At 61.4% G+C, this 18539-nt stretch carries 16 protein-coding genes; 6 read left to right on the top strand and 10 right to left on the bottom strand.

What is annotated here, in order from left to right; all coding sequences use genetic code 11:
• Positions 1-100: 100 nt before the first annotated feature.
• The 8 genes from aroA to mutY form a co-directional block, all read right to left on the bottom strand.
• The gene (gene aroA, locus BUB04_RS01745; protein ID WP_084075884.1) at positions 101-1393 is read right to left on the bottom strand and encodes a 3-phosphoshikimate 1-carboxyvinyltransferase; all 1293 of its coding nucleotides are present in this window, start codon (positions 1391-1393) and stop codon (positions 101-103) included.
• Positions 1390-2217, bottom strand: a complete 828-nt coding sequence (gene aroE, locus BUB04_RS01740; RefSeq protein WP_073036355.1) for a shikimate dehydrogenase — start codon at positions 2215-2217, stop codon at positions 1390-1392. Before aroE ends, aroA begins: the two co-directional genes overlap by 4 nt.
• A 299-nt stretch (positions 2218-2516) precedes the next feature.
• Entirely contained in the window at positions 2517-3623 is a 1107-nt protein-coding gene (gene pheA, locus BUB04_RS01735; RefSeq protein WP_178371870.1) for a prephenate dehydratase, read from the bottom strand.
• 14 nt (positions 3624-3637) lie between these two features.
• A complete protein-coding gene (locus BUB04_RS01730; protein WP_073036352.1) occupies positions 3638-4633 on the bottom strand; it encodes a 3-dehydroquinate synthase II in 996 nt (331 codons plus the stop codon).
• A 271-nt stretch (positions 4634-4904) separates the two neighbouring features.
• Positions 4905-5606 (bottom strand): 4Fe-4S double cluster binding domain-containing protein, encoded by a 702-nt coding sequence (locus BUB04_RS01725; protein WP_073036350.1) that lies wholly within the window; start codon positions 5604-5606, stop codon positions 4905-4907.
• A 261-nt stretch (positions 5607-5867) separates the two neighbouring features.
• Positions 5868-7055, bottom strand: a complete 1188-nt coding sequence (locus tag BUB04_RS01720; RefSeq protein ID WP_073036348.1) for a ChaN family lipoprotein — start codon at positions 7053-7055, stop codon at positions 5868-5870.
• Positions 7052-8011: a hypothetical protein gene (locus BUB04_RS01715; RefSeq protein ID WP_073036346.1), complete on the bottom strand. Its 960-nt coding sequence runs from the start codon at positions 8009-8011 to the stop codon at positions 7052-7054. The genes BUB04_RS01720 and BUB04_RS01715 overlap by 4 nt, the downstream gene beginning before the upstream one ends.
• Positions 8008-9063, bottom strand: coding sequence for an A/G-specific adenine glycosylase (mutY, locus tag BUB04_RS01710; protein ID WP_218588348.1), 1056 nt, complete (start codon positions 9061-9063; stop codon positions 8008-8010). Before mutY ends, BUB04_RS01715 begins: the two co-directional genes overlap by 4 nt.
• Before the next feature lie 471 nt (positions 9064-9534).
• On the opposite strand from mutY, the gene BUB04_RS01705 reads away from it, so the two are divergent.
• From BUB04_RS01705 to BUB04_RS01680, 5 genes are all read left to right on the top strand, one after another.
• Positions 9535-12030: an ABC transporter transmembrane domain-containing protein gene (locus tag BUB04_RS01705; RefSeq protein ID WP_073036343.1), complete on the top strand. Its 2496-nt coding sequence runs from the start codon at positions 9535-9537 to the stop codon at positions 12028-12030.
• Positions 12005-12532, top strand: a complete 528-nt coding sequence (locus tag BUB04_RS01700; RefSeq protein ID WP_178371869.1) for a cyclic nucleotide-binding domain-containing protein — start codon at positions 12005-12007, stop codon at positions 12530-12532. Before BUB04_RS01705 ends, BUB04_RS01700 begins: the two co-directional genes overlap by 26 nt.
• Before the next feature lie 12 nt (positions 12533-12544).
• Positions 12545-13390 (top strand): rhodanese-like domain-containing protein, encoded by an 846-nt coding sequence (locus tag BUB04_RS01695; RefSeq protein ID WP_073036339.1) that lies wholly within the window; start codon positions 12545-12547, stop codon positions 13388-13390.
• A 219-nt stretch (positions 13391-13609) separates the two neighbouring features.
• Positions 13610-14098, top strand: a complete 489-nt coding sequence (locus BUB04_RS01685; protein ID WP_073036335.1) for a cyclic nucleotide-binding domain-containing protein — start codon at positions 13610-13612, stop codon at positions 14096-14098.
• Positions 14099-14421: 323 nt separating this feature from the next.
• Entirely contained in the window at positions 14422-15426 is a 1005-nt protein-coding gene (locus BUB04_RS01680) for a P1 family peptidase (RefSeq protein WP_073036334.1), read from the top strand.
• On the opposite strand, the gene BUB04_RS01675 is transcribed toward BUB04_RS01680, so the two are convergent.
• Both BUB04_RS01675 and serC read right to left on the bottom strand, forming a co-directional pair.
• On the bottom strand, positions 15423-16121 hold the full coding sequence (locus BUB04_RS01675; protein ID WP_073036332.1) for a PilZ domain-containing protein: 699 nt from the start codon (positions 16119-16121) through the stop codon (positions 15423-15425). The genes BUB04_RS01680 and BUB04_RS01675 overlap by 4 nt on opposite strands.
• A gap of 95 nt (positions 16122-16216) precedes the next feature.
• A complete protein-coding gene (gene serC, locus BUB04_RS01670) occupies positions 16217-17302 on the bottom strand; it encodes a 3-phosphoserine/phosphohydroxythreonine transaminase (protein ID WP_073036330.1) in 1086 nt (361 codons plus the stop codon).
• 350 nt (positions 17303-17652) lie between these two features.
• On the opposite strand from serC, the gene BUB04_RS01665 reads away from it, so the two are divergent.
• Positions 17653-18507, top strand: a complete 855-nt coding sequence (locus BUB04_RS01665; RefSeq protein ID WP_178371868.1) for a HesA/MoeB/ThiF family protein — start codon at positions 17653-17655, stop codon at positions 18505-18507.
• Positions 18508-18539 lie beyond the last annotated feature (32 nt).

Below are 18539 nucleotides of genomic sequence, written 5' to 3'. Positions count from 1 at the left end.
GAAGAACAGACCTCCGGCCCCACCGGGTATCCCACGACGGCCTCGGCCGGCAGCTCCCCCGCCGGGCCCCCTCCGTCCGTCTCCACCGCTCTCCAACGCCTTATGTGGACCCATGAACCAGCTCAAAAAGCGTGTCCCAAAAACCCGGAAAGGACTTTCGCACCGTCCGGGGCTCCAGGATGACCATCCCAGGAACCCGCAGCCCCAGCACGGCAAAGGACATGGCGATCCGGTGATCGTCGTAGGTTTCGATCACGGCCCCGTGCCGCGGCGGCCCCTGGATCACCAATCCGTCGGGCCATTCTTCCACCCGGACTCCAAGTTTGCTCAGTTCCGCGGCCACGGCTTTCAATCGGTCCGACTCCTTGATCCGCAGGTGAGCCACATTGCGGATGCGTGACGTTCCCTCCGCGCAAGAAGCCACAACGGCCAGTGTGGGGACCATATCCGGCATGCGGTTCATGTCCACATCCACCGGCCGAAGCTCTTTCGGGCCGTGGACGCCCACGCCTTCTTCGGTCCATTCCACGCGGCATCCCATGGAGGTCAGGACGTCGAGAAAAGCGCAGTCCCCCTGCAGGGTCTCGTGACTCACAGGGTAGGTCAGAACGCTTCCCGCAGTCAAGGCCGCCGCCGCCCAGAAGTAGGACGCGGACGAACAGTCTCCCTCCACCGTATAATGGAAAGACCGCACAACCTGCGGGGCTTCCACCACGATTTCCGAAGGGCCCGTCTTCCGGAACATCAATCCAGCTCGGGCCATCATCTGCAGGGTCACCTCCACATAGGGAAAGGAGGAGACCTCTCTCCAGGAGACCGTCACCGGGCCGGACGCCCTGGTGACCGCAAGCAGGACGGACGACAGGTACTGGCTGCTTTGGGAGGCGTCCACGCAGACCGTTCCGCCTCTCAACCCGCGGCTTTCGATCACAACGGGCGGATATCCTCTCCTTTCGGGGAATCGTACCGTCACACCCAAGGCTTCCAGGGCGTCCGCCAGGGCGCCGATGGGTCGCTCACGAAGCCGCTGGGTCCCGTCGAAGACGAAAGTCCCCCTTCCCGCGGCGGCCAGTCCGGTGAGAAGGCGGAGACTCGTCCCGCTGTTTCCGACCCAAACAGCCGCAGCCGGGCTTCGCCACCTCTTTTGCGGCGGGCGGATTCGCACCGTCGTCCCCTGCCATGACACGTCGGCACCCAGGGCCTGCAGGGCCGAAGCGGTAATCCGCGTATCCTCCGCGTCCAGGGCGTTTTCGATGGTGCTCTCGCCATCGCCCAGGGCGGCCAAGATGAACGCCCGGTGCGTGACGGACTTGGACCCGGGCAGGGGTACCCGCCCGCTCGCACGCTCTACACAGGGGACGGCCACCGTGTCTTTTTCGTGTACCTTTGTCATGGATCTTCGCGCTCCTTTGCGGCTTTCCTCAAGGCATGGCGCATGACGGATGCCGGCGCAGGCCTTCCCAGCCACCAGGTCAGCTGCTCCACACCTTGGTGCAACAGCATCTCCAGGCCGTCCAGAGAAAGAGCCCCTTTAGCCCGAGCCGCCTCAAGGAAAGGTGTTTTCAGGGGTGCGTAGACGATGTCCATGGCCACCACCCCTGGACGGATCGGGACATCCTCCAGGGAAAAGGCGTAGGGCCTTCCGTGCATGCCGCCCGCCGTGCAGTGCACCGCCATGTCTATCTCCAGCCCTCTCATACGGTCCAAAGGAATCCAGTCACAGCCGAACCGCCGGGCCAGGTCGCGGGCCTTTCCTTCGGTTCGGTTCGCCACCACCACCTGCGCCCCGGAACGGACCAAGGCGTAGACGACTCCCTTGGCCGCCCCCCCGGCTCCCAGGACCAGGGCCTTACGGCCTCGGATCTCCGTCGCCGTTTCCAAAGCCCGCACGGCGCCGATCCAGTCCGTGTTGATCCCTTCCCAGGCCCCGTCCGTGCATCGTAGCGTATTGACGGCTCCTATGGCATAGGCCGCCTCGTCCACGGAAGCGCACCATCGGAAGGCATCTTCCTTATACGGGATCGTCACACTGAGGCCCCGTACACCCATCCGTTTCAATATTTCCAGGTCGCTTCGAAAATCATCCGATTCCAGCGCCAGGTAGAAGGCCGGAATCCCGAGATGGGCCAGGGCCGCGTTCATCATGGCCGGGCTCAGGCTATGGCGGACCGGACTGCCGATGACTCCGTACAGGGCGTGCTGGACGCTGGTGACCATGATTTTCGATCCGTTCTATCGCATCTCCCATCTTCTCCGGGAGCGGTTCGCAACCCCACTCTGCAAAGATGGATTAACTTTCTCGGGGTCTATACTCGCCCGCCAAACGCTGCCGTGGAGAAACCTGAAGGGAAAATCCCTCCGTTCGGGGACATGCCATCCTGCCGTGCATGCGTGAGGACTGTAGGGGCGAATAATCATTCGCCCCTACAGTCGCCCCCCAGCCGGTCCCGGGGCTCAAGCCCCGGGTCTACTGACCGCACCATGAGCGAGAATGCTTCAACTTAGGGCCGACGCTCCTACCCGCCGAATCGCGACCGCTCCAGGTCGAACCGGATGGGATTTCGGGGATTGGCCCGCGGGTAGGACCCCAAGACCTTGAAGAAGGTGGTGCGCGAAGCGGCTTCCTTCAGGGCATCCTCCACGTGTTTGTCCTTTTCGTGTCCGCCGATATCGGCAAAGAAGAGATACTGCCAAGGATGCAGGCGATTGGGACGGGATTCGATCCGCGTCATGTTGAGGCCGTGTAGGGTGAAGACGTCCAGTACCTGATACAGGGCACCCGGCTTGTCCGCCACGGCAAAAAGAATCGATGTCTTGTCGTCTCCGGTGGGGGTGTTTTCCTTGAGCCCCAGGACGATAAACCGCGTGGTGTTGCCGGGATGATCCTCCACCCGTTCGGCCAGCACGGAGAGCCCATAATGTTCGGCCGCCTTCACGTTGCACAGGGCGGCGCTCGCCGGATCGGCCGCAGCCTCCCGGGCCGCCTTGGCCGTGGAGGCGCACTCAAAGATTTCCGCGTGGCGCAGATGCTCGGAAATCCACTTGCGGCACTGCCCCAGGGCGTGCGGGTGCGCGTAGAGCTTTCCGATCGAGCCGAAATCGGCGGCCCGGGAACAGAGGCAATGGGCCACCTCCAAGTAGCATTCTCCCACCACCCGCACGGGCCGTTCGTAGAGGAGGTCCATGGTCTGCCCGATGCCCCCCTCCAGTGAGTTCTCGATGGGAACCACGGCCACGTGGGACAGTCCCTTGCACAGGCTGTCGAAGACGTCCACCAGGGCGGCTTGCGGCACATATCTCGCCGTGTGACCGAAGACGGAAAGCGCCGCGAGATGGGAGTAGGTCCACTCCGGCCCCAGGAAGGTCACCTTCAGGGGCTGTTGGAGCTTTCGAGAGGCCGCAAGGATCTCCCGGTAGATGGCCCGCACGGACTCGGCGGGAAGCGGCCCGGGATTGGCTTCCACCAGCCGCCGGCACACGGCCTCCTCCCTTCCGGGATCAAAGGTGTCCAGGCCCTTTTCCGCCTTGATCCTTCCGATCTGCTCCACCAGCCGCATGCGTCGGTTGAGCCGATCCAGGATCTCTTGATCCAGCGCATCGATCCCTCGACGAAGTTTTTCCAAGGAATGATCTCTCATCATTTCTCCACGATCGATTCGTCCACGGCCATCCCAAAGTGCCGACCCCTGCTCTGGGGAGACACCAGCACCCGCATCCCCTTTTCCAACGAGGTCACGGAAACCCCTTCGCCTTTCGGAGTCATCAGGCAGACCGTCTCCGCATTCTGCAAAAGGATGCTTCCTCCACCGGCGTCGCACCTTGCTTCCACCACCACGAGGGGGCGCTTTTCCACCTTGATGCGGCCCACCACCGCCTCGGTACTCTTTCCAGCAGCGTCCACGATGACGATGGGGTCTCCGGCTCCCAGCTCACACAGATACCGGGTACGTCCGTCCGGGACCTTCACGTAGGCATGAACCGCCCCCGCATTGATTCGAAACGGGCGGGGGGCCACGTAGGGGTTCCGGCGGGTTTCCGCATGGACGAGGAAGAGGAATCCCGCGCTGTTTCCCACCAGCGCTCCCTGCCCGTCCGTCATGAGCGAACAGGTGTCGATGCAGACCCGGTCCCCGAGGCCCACAGTCCGCAGTCCGACGATTTCCGCCTCCACCAGCGGTTCCACGGGCCCCATGGACTTCACCTTTCTTGTCCAGGAAGACACCGTTAAAGGGTCGTCACCCGGGATGAGAACCCCGTGAACGCCCTTTTCCAGGACGCCCAGCGCCAGATCCATCCGGCTCTCGTCCTCCACGGCCACCACCAGCTCACCGCCTCCCGCCACCAGGTTCTCCAGCGGGATGATCTCCCAATCGGTGTTTTCCACCACCACCTTCTTCCCGACTCTCAGGAGGTCCGAGATCCTCTTTTCGTCCTCCGGCGATCGGAGAGTCTCCAAGTGAACGTCCCGGCCGGGAATCCAGTCCCCGTCTTCCGCCGCCACGACCACCCGGCCGAGGCGCCGCACCTGCTGCGCAACGCCAGGGGGAGCCATCACCACGTCCACTCCCGCCTCCACGGCGGCGGTCACCACCTCCTTGTTCCACTCCTTGAGTCGAACCCAGACCTCCTTCACCTCGCCTTCCTCCCTGCGCAAAAATAAAAAAGGCCGTGGGCTGAACCCCGGCCTTCCATTCTCCATACTTTCTTACGCTGCTGGCGCACACGGGGTCAGCCGAAGGACTCCTCCGCAAAAAAGTAAAACCCGAAAAAGAAAAAATCGCGTGCCGGCATCGTTGTGACCCTCATTGTGCTCCAAGAATTACTTCCTTCTAGAAGAACAAGCGAGGCGTTGTCAAGGCCTTCCCTCGCGCAGCTTGGCAATTCCCTCAAAACCCTCACCCGACTCAAGGCTCCCGGGAACCTCCATATCGCTTGAACCACTTTCGCCCGTAAGGGCAAACGGAGGAACAGATCCCGCAATTATGGCCACCATGGTATTGAGGATAATGGGTCTTTTTCCATTGGTCGCACGCCCGCGCATCCAGGAGTCGAGACCGGGGAATTCCCGGGCGCCAACGTCCTCCCTTCAGCGCCCCCGCGGGGCAGGCTTCCACACACCTTCGGCAACGGCCGCAGAAATCCCTTTCCACCGCCGGGCCGCATGGCAGTTCTGCATCCACGAAGACCGTCGCGAGCCTTACCCAAGGTCCGAACCGCCGCGTCACCAACTGACAGTTGCGTCCGACCCAACCCAGTCCGGCACGTGTAGCCGCCGTCTTGTGGGGAAAGTCACCCCGGATGCCTACCGCGTCCGTTCGTTCCGAAGCCGCCACGGCCTGGGCCCGGACTCCCCTGGCACTCCATTCCTTCACAAGGTCCCGCGACAGCGAGTTGATCAGCCTGTTTACCCGCGCATATTCCTCGGCGTAGGCGGGCGTAGGCCCGTTTTCGATTTGCATCATGACATCCGGATTCATCGGAACAACCCACGAAACGGCCCGGGCAAAGGACCTCGCCCAGCGGTCCACGGGCGTCTTCAGCCCGCCAAGATCCGCAACGCCCCACCACTCGATTCCCTGGGCCCGCATCCATCCATCCAGCCACATGTCCTTTGCCTTTTTCAATCCTTGATATGAAAAAGAACCGCGAATGAACGCAAATAGACGCAAATCGTTTTAGTTGTAGAAACTCCGAAGGCCGCAATGAGGGTGCCCGGCAAGGCAATGGGCGCGCAATGACTCATAGAGAATGGCATATTGCGGCGTTCCGACAAATGCCCTTGCTCCGGCCCGCTCTTTCATCCATGCGGGGTGGCGCAGGGGAGACCATGACCGTTAATCTTTCGACGCCCACCGATTGCAGGCCCGTCAATCCAGATCAATGACCACGTCCGTCCGGTTTCCCCGCCGTTCCACGGTGAAGGTGCGCCGTCCGTCGCCTCCCCTCACCACTTCGTGGAGTTCCCGAATGTCCCCTATGGTTCGGCCGTCCACGGCCACGATCCGATCTCCCGGTTTCAGGCCGGATCGAGCCGCCCGGCTTCCCGGGAGCACCGCCTTCACGTAGAGGCCGCTCTCCGCCTTTTCCCGATCCAAAACGATACCGAGCCGCCGGCCGTGGCCCGGAAACGGTCGCTCCTTCTCCGTCACGACCAGATAGTCTCCGATGTCCGGAGACACCTCGAGCGCCGTACCGTGCACCGGCATGGGAACCACGATTGCATACCGATGTTCCAGACGTCTTTTCGTCCGTTCGGGCACCCCGAACCGGTAATTCACATGGCCCTTTCCCGCCAGCACCAGGACTTGGAAATCGGGATGGTCCCGGAGCCATTGAGCCAGGGTCTCCGCCATGGTCTCGTCCCAGGCCAGCTGGGCTTCGTAAAAGTGTTGAAAATTTTCGAACCCCCCGTGAGCGTGGGATCGAAACTCTTCCTCCACAAAAGCCCTGTGTCTCGGATCATCGTCCAGGAATCGGACGGCCAGTTGGGATCGCTCCCGGGCATCCAGTCCGGCCAGCCCGTCCCTGGCCACCTTCCTCACCAAATCGCCCGGCGCGTTCAGCGCCACCATGGGAAGACGGTGATCCCGGGCCAGCTGGAAAAGGGGCCGGTAGAGGGCAAAGTCGTGCCCCCAGGTTTCCTCCCAGGCGAGCTCATCCAGGAGTTCCTCTTCGGTTAGTAGGCCTTTCACCCAGCGATCCAGAACCGGCTGGCGTGTCCGCGGAACCATCTCCGCCCCGATGGCCAGCTGGGGATGGCGTTCGAGCAAGGCGCGCGCCACTTTCAATTGGAGCGCATGATCGGCCCGACTCACGTGCGTTTCCCCCACGTAGACCACCCTTGCCGCCTCCAGATCCCGGATCATCTCCTGGAACGTGATGCGCTCGCCGGTGGCCAGATCCACCACCTCCCCCACCTTGTACGCCTCCCCCGGCGTCGGCGACGGCACGTGGGGTTTGATGGAAAGAGTGCCGCACCCTTGCAACGCCAAGAGGAGGAGGACGAGAAACAGCCGGCCCGCATTCGCTTCGATCCTTTTCACCGCACACCTCACTTTCCAGTCCCTCTCCCATCGAGGAAACGCCGGACCGCCTCCCGTGTACCTATGCTGGAGGACTTTCGAACCTGGGGCCAAAGCAGGCGGCAGTCTTCGTAGGTCAGGCCGCGCACGGCCTGCCAGGCTTTCGCCTCATCTTCCAGGTGCGGCGTTTCTCCCCGGCCGGGGACCATTTCCTTCTTTTCCAGCAGTTTCACATAGATCAGACTCTTGGCGGCAAGCACGTCCGCATCTTTACCGTTCCAGTTGGGACGAAAGATATAGCGCAGCGTCAGAAGATCCCCCGGCCCCATGACCTGTTTCCGGCCCAACAGGCGCCTCGCCCTCGCCGCCAAGGGCCAGACGGCGCGCATGCGGGCGGGTTCCCGAACCTTTCCTTTCAGATGGGTGTAGAGGGCCCAGTGGATGTAACCCGCCTCCACATAGATGCGAGGGACGTATTCCGCCGCATTCGCCAAGGCCTCGGCCCGCAGGCGATCCCTCAGTCGGATCCGGGCTGCGTCCGCCTTGGCGAAAACCTTGACCGCCTCCACCACCTGATCGAACGGCTCCGTGACAGAGACTCGATAGTAGTGGAGAAGGGCTCCTGATGCCCGTCTTTCCGCCCGATAGACCTGGGCCATGGCCTCCCGGGGATCAAGCCTGTGAGCGGTCCCCCCGTCGGCAAAGAAATCATGGAGTTCCGCAAGCTTTTCCAGGTAGGGTTCCACCTGCAGGATCCGGATGCCGACTCTATGCAGGCGCCTATAGAGACGGCAACAGGCGCGGGCGAAAACGGGAAATTCATAATCGGTCGCTTCCAGGTACTCCTCGATACCCACTCGGCCGCTCAGCATGGCCTGGAATTGCGGGTGGGGAGGTTCCTCCAGCACCACCATGTCATGGGCGACCATGAGATCTTCCACGGCGGGGAGGACTTCCGGACGATGTGTCGAAAAGGCCAAGGTGATCATGATCCGGCATCCGCCGCCTTTCGAAGGGCTTGGATGAGTCGACGATTGGCGGCCGGGAAGGCGAACAGGTCCAATTCCGATGGGCGCACCCACTTCCACGCGGCGCAGGCCCTGGGACGCACGATCTGCCCCGGGGGATCCGGCACGCACCGGTATGCATGCAAAGTCACCCGAAACCGGGTATAGGCGTGGCGGACCACGCCGATTTTATCCACAATTTTCACCCGCACCCCCAGTTCCTCTTCCATTTCCCTCACCAGGGCCACTCGCGGTGTTTCCGCCTCCAGGGCCTTGCCCCCCGGAAACTCCCACAGGCCGGCGAAGAGTCCCCCTTCCGGCCTCTTTTGAATGTAGATCTTCCCGTTTTCCCGAAGCACCCCGATGGCTACCCGGAGTTCCTCCCACCGAGGCCTCGGGGATCGGACCGGACGATTTTCCACCGTGCCGTGGCGAAGAGCGAGGCAGCGCGCCGCCACGGGGCACGCAAGACATTTGGGATGAGCGGGCGTGCAGATGACGGCACCCAGTTCCATGAGCGCCTGGTTGTAAAACCTGGCCTTTCCCGGAACGAGCCATTGGGTAGCGGCGCGGAGCACTTCGCGGCGACCTTCCGGAGATTTCGCGGAAACGTCCAGGTCGAGCAGCCGGGCTGCGACCCGCTCCACGTTCCCGTCCACCACGGGAACATCCCGGTTGTAGGCCAAGCTCAGGATCGCGGAAGCCGTGTAGGGCCCCACACCCGGCAGGACCCGCAGATCGGCCTCGGTGTCGGGAACTCTTCCGCCGAATCTTTCCATCACCAACCGGGCGGCCTTGAGCAGGTTTCTCGCCCGGGAATAGTACCCCAGTCCCTCCCAATAGAGCAGGACCTCGTCCTCCGTGGCGGCCGCCAACGAAGGCACGTCGGGAAAGCGCTTCATCCATCGAAGGTAGTAGGGAACCACCGCCGCCACCTGCGTCTGCTGGAGCATGATCTCGGAGACCCACACCCCGTAGGGGGAATAGTCGCGGCGCCACGGAAGGTCCCGCTGGTTTTCGAGAAACCATTGCACGAGATCCCGGCCCACCTCCGATGGTGTTCGATCCTGTGAGTGACACAAAACCTTTTGCTCCCAATCTCTCAAATATTCACCCGAGCTTTCGATCCATATCCCCGTAAACTGAGCGCTTTTTCCTTCGGGTGTCCCTTACACCGCATGATTAGCGGGCGGGGATAAACCCCGCCCGTACCCAAGGGGTCCGGTCTTTTTTGGAGGGACGGGCTTTACGCCCGCCCTTCAAGACCTGTCCGCGAAAAAGATTCATCCAATCTAGGTCCCCTTTAGTCACTTTCTCCCGCTTCCGCCACCCGTCGTTCCGCCGTCCCCAATGCGCCTGGGTGGGCGGCTTCGGATCCGCGTCAGATTGACTTTTCGTGTGCCCTGTGTTGATTAGATCAGGAGTCCGTCGAAGGAACACCCGGCGGATCCGCCTTCTCGACACGCCCGTGCCACAGACGTTTCCGGTCTGAAGGAGCGACCCGGATGATCCTAAAAAAATCCCTCTGGTCCTGGGCCCTCACCCGTTGCCGGGGCCTTCAGGCCCTGCTCTTGCTGCTCATCGTCTTCACGGTCTTTTTCAGGGTCTTTCCCCTGGAAATGCAGAAGAGAATCATCAACGAGGCCGTGCGGTTTCGAAAGATCCACACGCTCTTCGTCTATTGCGGCCTCTACATGGGCGCCGTCCTCCTGGCCGGCCTGCTCAAATACGCCATCAACGTTCTCCAAGGCTACATCGGCCAGAAAATCCTGGTGGAGATGCGCACGGGTCTCTACCGCCACATCCTGCAACTGCCCATCGGGTTCTACCGTCGGACTCCGCCCGGCATGGTCATCTCTTCGCTCACGGCGGAAATTTCTTCCGTGGCCGACTTTCTTGGAAGCGCCGTGACCGTCCCCGTGGTCAACGTTCTCACGCTGGCCACCTTCGGCGCTTACATGTTCCATCTCAACCCGTTGCTGGCCGTCCTGAGCCTGGCCACCTATCCCTTCGAAATCGCCATTATCCCCTTTCTCCAGAAGCGTTTCAACCGGCTGAACAGCGAGCGGGTGACCGTGACCCGGGCCATGAGCAACGCCGTCGGAGAAGCCGTGTCCGGGATCCACGAGATCCATGCCAACGCCAGCTACGACTTGGAGAACGAAAAGGTGGCGCGCTTCTCCCGGAACCTCCTTCAGTTGCGCCACCGGATGAATCTCTACAAGTTCGGAATCAAGTTTACCAACAACTTCTTTCAAAGCCTGGGACCCTTCCTCCTTTTCCTCATCGGCGGCTACTTGAGCATCCAAGGGCGTTTCAGCCTGGGCGCCCTGGTGGCGTTCCTGTCCGCCTATGAAAAGCTCTACGACCCATGGAAGGAGCTCATGGATTTCTATCAAGATTACCAGAACGCCTCCGTTTCCTATCGAAGGATCCAGGAAGCCTTCGACGTGCAACCCGAGTTTCGGATCTCCGCCCCCGAGCCGAAACCGGTACACATCAGCGGGCATGTGAGGGTGGAAGATCTGTCCTTCGAGGTGGACGGCCACATCCGCCTGCTGGAGCAGATCAACGTGGAACTCAAACCCGGCCAGCGCCTGGCACTCGTCGGCCTATCGGGGAGCGGCAAGAGCACGCTGGCCATGATCATGGCCCAGCTGTACCGCTACGACTACGGCCACGTCTATTTGGACCAATACGAGTTGAAGGAACTGGCCAAAGCGGAGCTGACGCCGCACCTGGGCTTTGTGGCTCAATACCCTTTTATTTTCGACGGCTCCATCCGCGAAAACATTCTCTATGGCTTCCGCGCCATGGCGGCCTTCGATGGGGGCACGTCGGAACCCGTGGAACCCGCCCCCGGAGAGGTCCTGGATATCGTGGAGCGCGTGGGGCTGACGGAAGACGTTCTCCGCTTCGGGCTCAACACCGTCCTGGGACGCGAATGCTGCGAGGAATTGACGGCCAAGGTCCTTCGGGCCCGACGCCTTCTCCACCAGACCTGGGGGTCCCAGCTTGGCGACTCCGTGGAGTTCTTCCAAGAAGGCACCTTTCTCGACTACAGCAGTATCGCCACCAACATCGTATTCGGCTACCCGGTCGGGGAAGGGCGGCCGTGTGAGATCCTTCCCAAGAGCCCCCGGTTCCGTGCCTTCCTGGAGGAAAGCGGGCTGTGGGAGCCCCTCCTCGCCCTGGGGCTCGACGTGGCCCGAAGGACCGTGCCCCTTCTGAGCGATCTTGGAGACGATCCGTTCTTCTTTCAGCAGTCTCCCATTCCAGCCGATGAATTGGATCTTTACCGCCACATCCTGGAGCACTACCGAGGTCCCTCCGTTCCGATCCACCCGCGTGATACGGAGCCCCTTCTTGCTTTGGCTCTGCGCACCATTCCCGGAAAGCACAAGATGGTGGTGGTACCTCAAGCCCTCCGGTCCAAGATCCTGGAAGCCCGGCCGCTCTTTCGCGACTACTGCAGTCAAAAGGACCCGGACGCCTTCATCTACTACAGCGAGAACGAGTATCTCTACAGCCGCACTTTGTTGGAAAACCTGCTCTTCGGCAGGCTGAAAGAGGAGGCTTCCTGGGTGTGGGACAAGGTCATGGAAGCCGTTCTGGAAATTCTCCACAAGGAAAATCTTTACGACCATGTCCTTCATCTGGGGCTGGAATTCCAAGTGGGCAGCAAGGGAGATCGGCTCTCGGGAGGCCAAAAGCAGAAAGTGGGCATCGCCCGGGCGCTGCTCAAAAAGCCTCGAGTGCTCATCCTGGACGAGGCGACCGCCAGCCTGGACATGGCAAGCCAGCACCGGATCCAGCACTACCTGGATGTGGAACTGCGAGGCAAGACCACCATCATTTCCGTAGCCCACCGGCTCGAAACCATCCGCGATTACGATCTGATCGCCGTCATGAAGTCCGGGCAGATCGTGGAAATCGGAGGATATGAAGAACTGCTGGAGAGAAAGGGGTTGTTTTATGAGCTCGTACGAGGACACCAATAGGGAATCTTTGGGTTCGGCCTCCGGCAGTATGGAGTGCGCCTGCGAGCTGGACCAAAACGTGGAGATTCTGCGACGGGTGGATGTCTTCGCCGGGGTTCCCTTGGAGCGCCTCAAAGTTTACGCGCTCCTTTGCAAGCGGCGCCGTTTTGAAAAGGGGCAGTTTATTTTCCAGCAGGGGGAAGCCGACGACAAGGCCTACATCCTGATCCAGGGGACGGCTCAGGTAATCCGCCAGTACGAGGACCACAGCTTCCTCGTCCACGAGCTGCATCCCGGCGACTTTTTCGGCGGACTTGCCCTCCTGGCCGACGTGAAGCGGCTGTTCGCCGTGCGGGCGACCACCGACGTGGAGGTCCTCACGATCGACAGGGAGAGCTTCCGCAAGATCCTCCGCCAATTTCCGGAGCTTGTGGAAAAGATCCTGGATGTCATGATCGGGAGGATCGTCCGAATGGAAGAAAAGCTCCTGGAACGTCACATCCACGAGTGCGTAATCCAATAGGGAGAGAGGGCCATGGCCGACCAACGAAAATCACAAAGAATCCGCTCCCTTTTTATCGATGAGCTGGACGATTACCGCAGGACCCATAAGGAAAAGGACTATGTGCTGATCGATGTGCGGGAACCGGCCGAATACGAGGCGGGCCATATCCCCGGGGCCCGGCTTCTTCCCCTGAGCGTCCTGGAGGCGCATCTGGCGGAACTGGATCCGCAGCGGGACCTTCTTTTCTATTGCGCCAGCGGAGGCCGTTCGCAGGCCGCCGCCCTGCTGGCGGCCGACGCCCATCCCGACGCCAAGGCCCTCATCAACCTGGTGGGCGGTTACTACGCCTGGAGCGGGAAGGAGCTCCTCGATTTTCCGCGCGTCAAGATCTTTCAGGATGTCACCGACCCCCGCCGTGCGCTGCAGCAGGCCATGGATCTGGAGAAAGGTGCTTGGCTCTTCTACGCACACGCCCAGCAACTCCTGGGGGATTCCCCCATGGCCGAGGCCGCCCGATCCCTCCAGGATCTCGAACGTCACCATGCCCACGTCCTCTATCGGATCCTCAGCCGCCACTATCCGGAAGAGCCTTTAGCCCCGTTCGATGAGCTCTTCGATTCCCTGGAAGGGGCCCTTCTGGAAAGCGGTGCCCATCCGGCCGACGAACTGGCCCGGCTACGAACCCTGCCTTACAACGACTGCACAGCGTTCGGCGAATTGGCCCTGAACATTGAATACGCAGCTTGGGATCTTTACAGAAACGCCGCCGCCTTGCCCGTTTCCGACCTGGTGCGGGAAATCTTCCTGGAACTAGCGCAGCAGGAAAAGGCCCACGTGCGGGTGATCGCCAAAACGTTTGCCAAGTGCCTTTCCTAGCCCATACAGGTTGACCCGGCCTGCTCGATTTGTTCGACTACTACAGGCCCTTTCACCCCGGTAAAGGAGAGGTCGTCATGGTTCGCCTCCCCCTCAAGATGCCCATAATAACGCCTCGGAAGGACCTCGCAACGGTGCTTCCGGGGCCACAGCCCATGCGCCCTCGTCTCTCTGGCGGGGGCACCCGATGAACACACATGGAAATCGAGGGGGAAAGCCATGTTTATCCAGCAGTCGGATCTCTTCCGTGACCTGGACAACCGCATCATCGCCCAGTTCATGGACCAATCGGAGAAGATCACCATTGAACCGGGGACTATCCTCTTCCGGGAAGGGGACCCCGCCACCCATTTCTTTGTTCTGCTCAAGGGAAATATCAAACTCACCCTGGAAGAAGGCAGCTTCGTGGCCTACCTGGTGAGCAAACCCGGAGAGGTCTTCGGATGGTCCAGCCTCATGGACAGGCCCACTTATTCGGCAACGGCCACGGCTCTTTCGGAAACCCGTGCGGTGCGCATTCCGGGAGAGGCCATGCGGCGGATTCTGGAAAGCCATCCTGAGAGCGCCATGCGCTTCTACAGACGCCTGGCCAAGACTTTGGGGCACCGCCTGCTCAAGACCTACGAAGCGGTCACCTCCGTTTCCCGGGCGTATACGGCCGAATCCCATGGCACCGGACAAATCCTGAGCATGGGCACGCCGGACTGAACCCCTGCCCTGTTGAGCCGCCAGCCTCCACCGGCCGGCGGCTCCTCCCTTGCGCAATCCCCATCCTTCGGCTACACGTAAAGAGGCGCAGGTCGCGACGGTCCGTGCGCCACTGTGTTCCATGTCTTTTTTCGCCGAAATCGAACCTTTTCTTATCGGTTTATCACCGAGAGGTGAGCGGGGCAGAATCGATCCCGTCTCTACCCGAAAGGTCTATCTGCTTTCGCAGGGGCGGGCTCCCCATCCACCCGTCCAAACCCCATGATGGGAAGGAACAGCCCCAGCTGAGCTTCATAGAACCCGCTCAATTCAGGAAGGAGTCCATGGAAAACCAAACGCTTACCGCGTTGCCGGGAATCCGGGTGGGACATGCTCAAACGGAAACCGGCCTTTCGGGTTGTACGGTGATCCTGTTGGAGGGCGGTTGCGCGGCCGGAGTAGACATCCGCGGCGGGGCCCCGGGCACCTACGGCACGGAAGGCCTTAACCCTCTCAACCTGGTGGATCGGGTCCACGCTGTCTTCCTCACGGGAGGAAGCGCTTTCGGCCTGGCCGTGGGCGACGGGGTGCGCCGGTATCTAAAGGACCGCGGCGTTGGATTTCAGACGGAATACGGAGTGGTTCCCATCGTTTGCGGGGCGGTGATCTTCGATCTGGGAATCAATCGGCACGGTTCCCCGCCCGATGCGGCCCTGGGCATCCGGGCATGCGAGTCCGCCTCGACAAGCCCGGTGGAGGAAGGGTGTGTGGGCGCGGGTTGCGGGGCCACCGTGGGCAAACTCTTGGGTTTGGATCACGCCATGAAGGGCGGACTGGGTTCCCATCTCCTTCGGACTCCTTCGGGCCTTTGCGTGGCGGCCTTGGTCGTGGTGAACCCCTTCGGCGATGTGGTGGACCGCGCTTCGGGCCGCATCCTGGCCGGCTGCCGGACGGCTCCGGACAAAGACGAAATCCTGGATTCCCAACAGGCTCTGCTGGAACGAAAGCGCCTGCGGGGATTTTCCGCCGGCGAGAACACCGTTCTCGGCGTGATCGCCACCAACGCCGCCATGGGCAAGGTGGGTCTCACCAAAGTGGCGCAGATGGCCCACGACGGCCTGGCCCGAAGCATCGTCCCCTGCCACACCCAGTACGACGGGGACACGGTTTTCGCCTTGAGTTGCGGAGACCTGCAGGACGTGGAGGTGAGCATCGTGGGGAGCCTGGCCGCCCAGTGCTTGGAGGCGGCCGTCATCCGAGCGGTGCGCGCCGCCCGAAGCCGAGGAGGGCTTCCGGCGGCACGCGATCTCACACCGGCCGCTCCAGGCCGAGTCGGAGGAGGCGACTAATCTTCCAAGCCTTTGGCACGCAACTCCCGCTCGATCTGAAGTATTCTCCGCGCCAGAAGTTCCTTCACCTTCTTCTCCATCCCTGAAAACTGCACGGCCACCTCACTGGCTCCCGGTTTCGGGGACTCCGGCCCGGGATCGCCCACCCGCACCACAAAGGCTTTGAATGCGTACGCCTTGCCATCCAGATACAGGGTCACGTTGAGGCGCTGCCGGAACTGCGGCGCGGGTCGCATGGTCGTGAGAAACCTTGCGCCGCCCGTCGATATGTCCAGAAGATTGACCCGGTCGCCCTCCACCTCCAGGGCGAGACCGCTGTTAATAGGGGGCCTCACGCGGTACGCCATGCGAACATTGAAAGGCTCCACCGGCCCTACCGCGCGCAGGATCGCCGCCTGAACCGATACTCCTTCTCGAAGCACGTAGTTGTCCCGCAGACTCTCCAGGTGGGCCGAGACTCCGAACCTGCTTTTCAGTCCTTGCTCCCTCACCACAAAAGTCACCGTGCATTTCTTGCCCAGGTGCTTTTCTTGAAAGTCCGGAGTGGGTCGGGAGACGATGATGTAGTCACCGTTTACATCAAAAACAGAGGCCCTCCTGACGTCAATGACCTCCCGGTTGAAGTCCACCCTGGTAACGATGTCGACACTCAACCCAGGCCGCAGTTCCTTGGATGACCCTTTCTCCTTTGCCAAGCGGAACCGTCCTCCTTCCACACACGCAGACCGCCGAGCTGCCTCGACGCCATGGTCAAACCGCCGTCTATCGAAACACCGGACCGGATTCCGGCCTAACCGTTCTTTGAAGCAAAATCCTTCATAAACTCGATCAAGGCCTGCACTCCTTCGATCGGCATGGCGTTGTAGATGGACGCGCGGCATCCTCCCACCGAACGGTGCCCCTTGAGGCCTCCCAGGCCGTTTTGCTGGGCTTGTTCAAGGAAGGCCTTTTCCAGTTCTTCGGAAGGAAGCCGAAACGTCACGTTCATCCATGACCGGGATGCGGGTTCCGCCGTTCCCCGATAAAAATCCTGGCTGTCCAGGTATCCGTAGATGAGTTCGGCTTTCTCCCGGTTGGTTTTTTCCATGTGCTCCAGCCCGCCCATCTCCTCTTCCAGCCACCTGAGCACCAACCCGGTGACGTAGATGGCAAAAGAGGGCGGGGTGTTGTAGAGAGAATTTTTCTCCGCGTAGGTGGTGTATTTGAGCATGGTGGGAAGCCCGGCAGGCACCCGCTCCAGCATGTCTTCTCGAACAATGACCAGGGTCACGCCCGCCGGGCCCGCGTTTTTCTGGGCTCCTGCGTAGATGAGACCGAAGGGGGCGGGATCGAAGCGACGGCTGAAGATGTCTGACGACATGTCGCTTATGAGCGGCACTTTCTTCGGCCTGGGGAACTCCCTGAACTGCGTACCCCGGATGGTGTTATTGGACGTTATATGCAGGAAGGCTGCGTCCTCGTCGATCGGTATGCTCTCCGGGATGTAGGTATATTCCCTGTCCTCCGACGACGCCACCACCCGAACCTTCTTCCCCTGGATCTTCGCTTCCTTGATGGCCTTGGTGGACCACGTTCCCGTATCCACATAGTCCAGCGGCTTATCCCCCAATGCGAGGTTCATGGGCACCAGGCAGAACTGCATGCTCGCCCCGCCCTGCATGAAGAGCACCCGAAATCGGTCGTCCAGGCCCAAGAGCCTTTTGGTCCGGGCGATGGCGTCCTGAAGGACATCTTCGAACCACTTGGACCGGTGGCTCACTTCCATGATGGACATCCCGGAACCCTTATAGTCCAGGAGTTCCTCCTGTACCTGCTTCAGGACGGAAAGAGGAAGCATGGCCGGGCCGGGATTGAAATTGAAAATACGATAACTCATTGGGTCCTCCCACATAGATAAAAATCGGCAGATGCATGGTTTTGGTAAATAAAATCTTCAAGGAGTGCCTGTGGCTATCGCGGCTCACGCTACCCACGGCGTCTGCCTTTGTCAACGCTCTTTTCCCCCCAGACCGCACGACCAGCGCTCACAGCGCATCTTTAGCCGGCACTCTTTCCCGGATCCGAATCCTCTTCCTCTACGACCATGCATCCCCCCTGCCCGCGGAATGGTCCCCGCCCTCACATTCTATTGAACATCCCAGGGCTCTTGTGTATTGAGGGATCCATGCACGATGGAGATATGAAGCTCTCTGGGAACCCTATAAATCGGATGGGAGGTGCCACGGGGTGGACCAGTTGTCGTCCTTGGCTCATGCCGAGCAAATCGGAGACACGACGATCCGCGTTGTAGAGGACACCGCGCTTCTTTCCTGGGCAGAGTCTCGGGGGCTCGCCCCCTGGGATGCCCAACTCCGCGCCCTGGAAGAGGGGATCCTGCCGGCCCGCTACAGCAAAAACGTGTGGGCCCTCGGTTTGGAGGAACAACTGCGGCTGGCTCGAGCCACCGCCTTCGTGTGCGGCTGCGGCGGTCTCGGCGGTACCATCCTGCAGCTTCTGGCACGGGCCGGCGTGGGCCATCTCCGTTTCTGCGACAGCGACACCTTTGCTTTCTCCAATTTGAACCGGCAGTGGTTTTCCTGCACCGACACCTTGGGTCGGCCCAAGGCGGCGGTGGCCGCAGCCGTCTGCCGCCGGATCAATCCTTTCGTTCGCGTCACGGCTCTCCAAGTGACTCTGGACGAGAGCACCCTCCACGAGCTGGCGGCGGGTGCCCACGTGCTGATCGATGCCGTGGACAATCTCCCCGCGCGGTTCCTCATGGACCGGGCGAGACGGGATTATGGCATCCCTTTCATCCACGGCGCCGTGGCGGGGTGGCTGGGCCAGTTGACCACCTTCTTGCCCGAATCCCCCCTGGGCCTGGAGCACATCTACGGTGAGCGACGGGAACGCCATGCCTCCGAGCAGGCCCTGGGCGTCTTGGGACCCACGGCGGCCGTCATCGGGAGCCTGCAGGCTCTGGAGGCCATCCGGGTGCTTGCCGGACGGCCTCCGGCCCATGCGGGTAGGCTCCTCTATTTCGACGGAGAATCGGGGATGATGCATGTGGTCCCATTGGATTCCCAAGCTTCGGCGGGGTGAAAAAAGAACCGACAAGAGAATGACCCGATCGA

Origin of the sequence: Desulfacinum infernum DSM 9756, from assembly GCF_900129305.1 — a bacterium.
In the GTDB taxonomy this organism is placed as follows: domain Bacteria; phylum Desulfobacterota; class Syntrophobacteria; order Syntrophobacterales; family DSM-9756; genus Desulfacinum; species Desulfacinum infernum.
The sequence above is the reverse complement of the archived record's forward strand: the minus strand, read 5'-3'. Positions and strand labels throughout refer to the sequence as shown.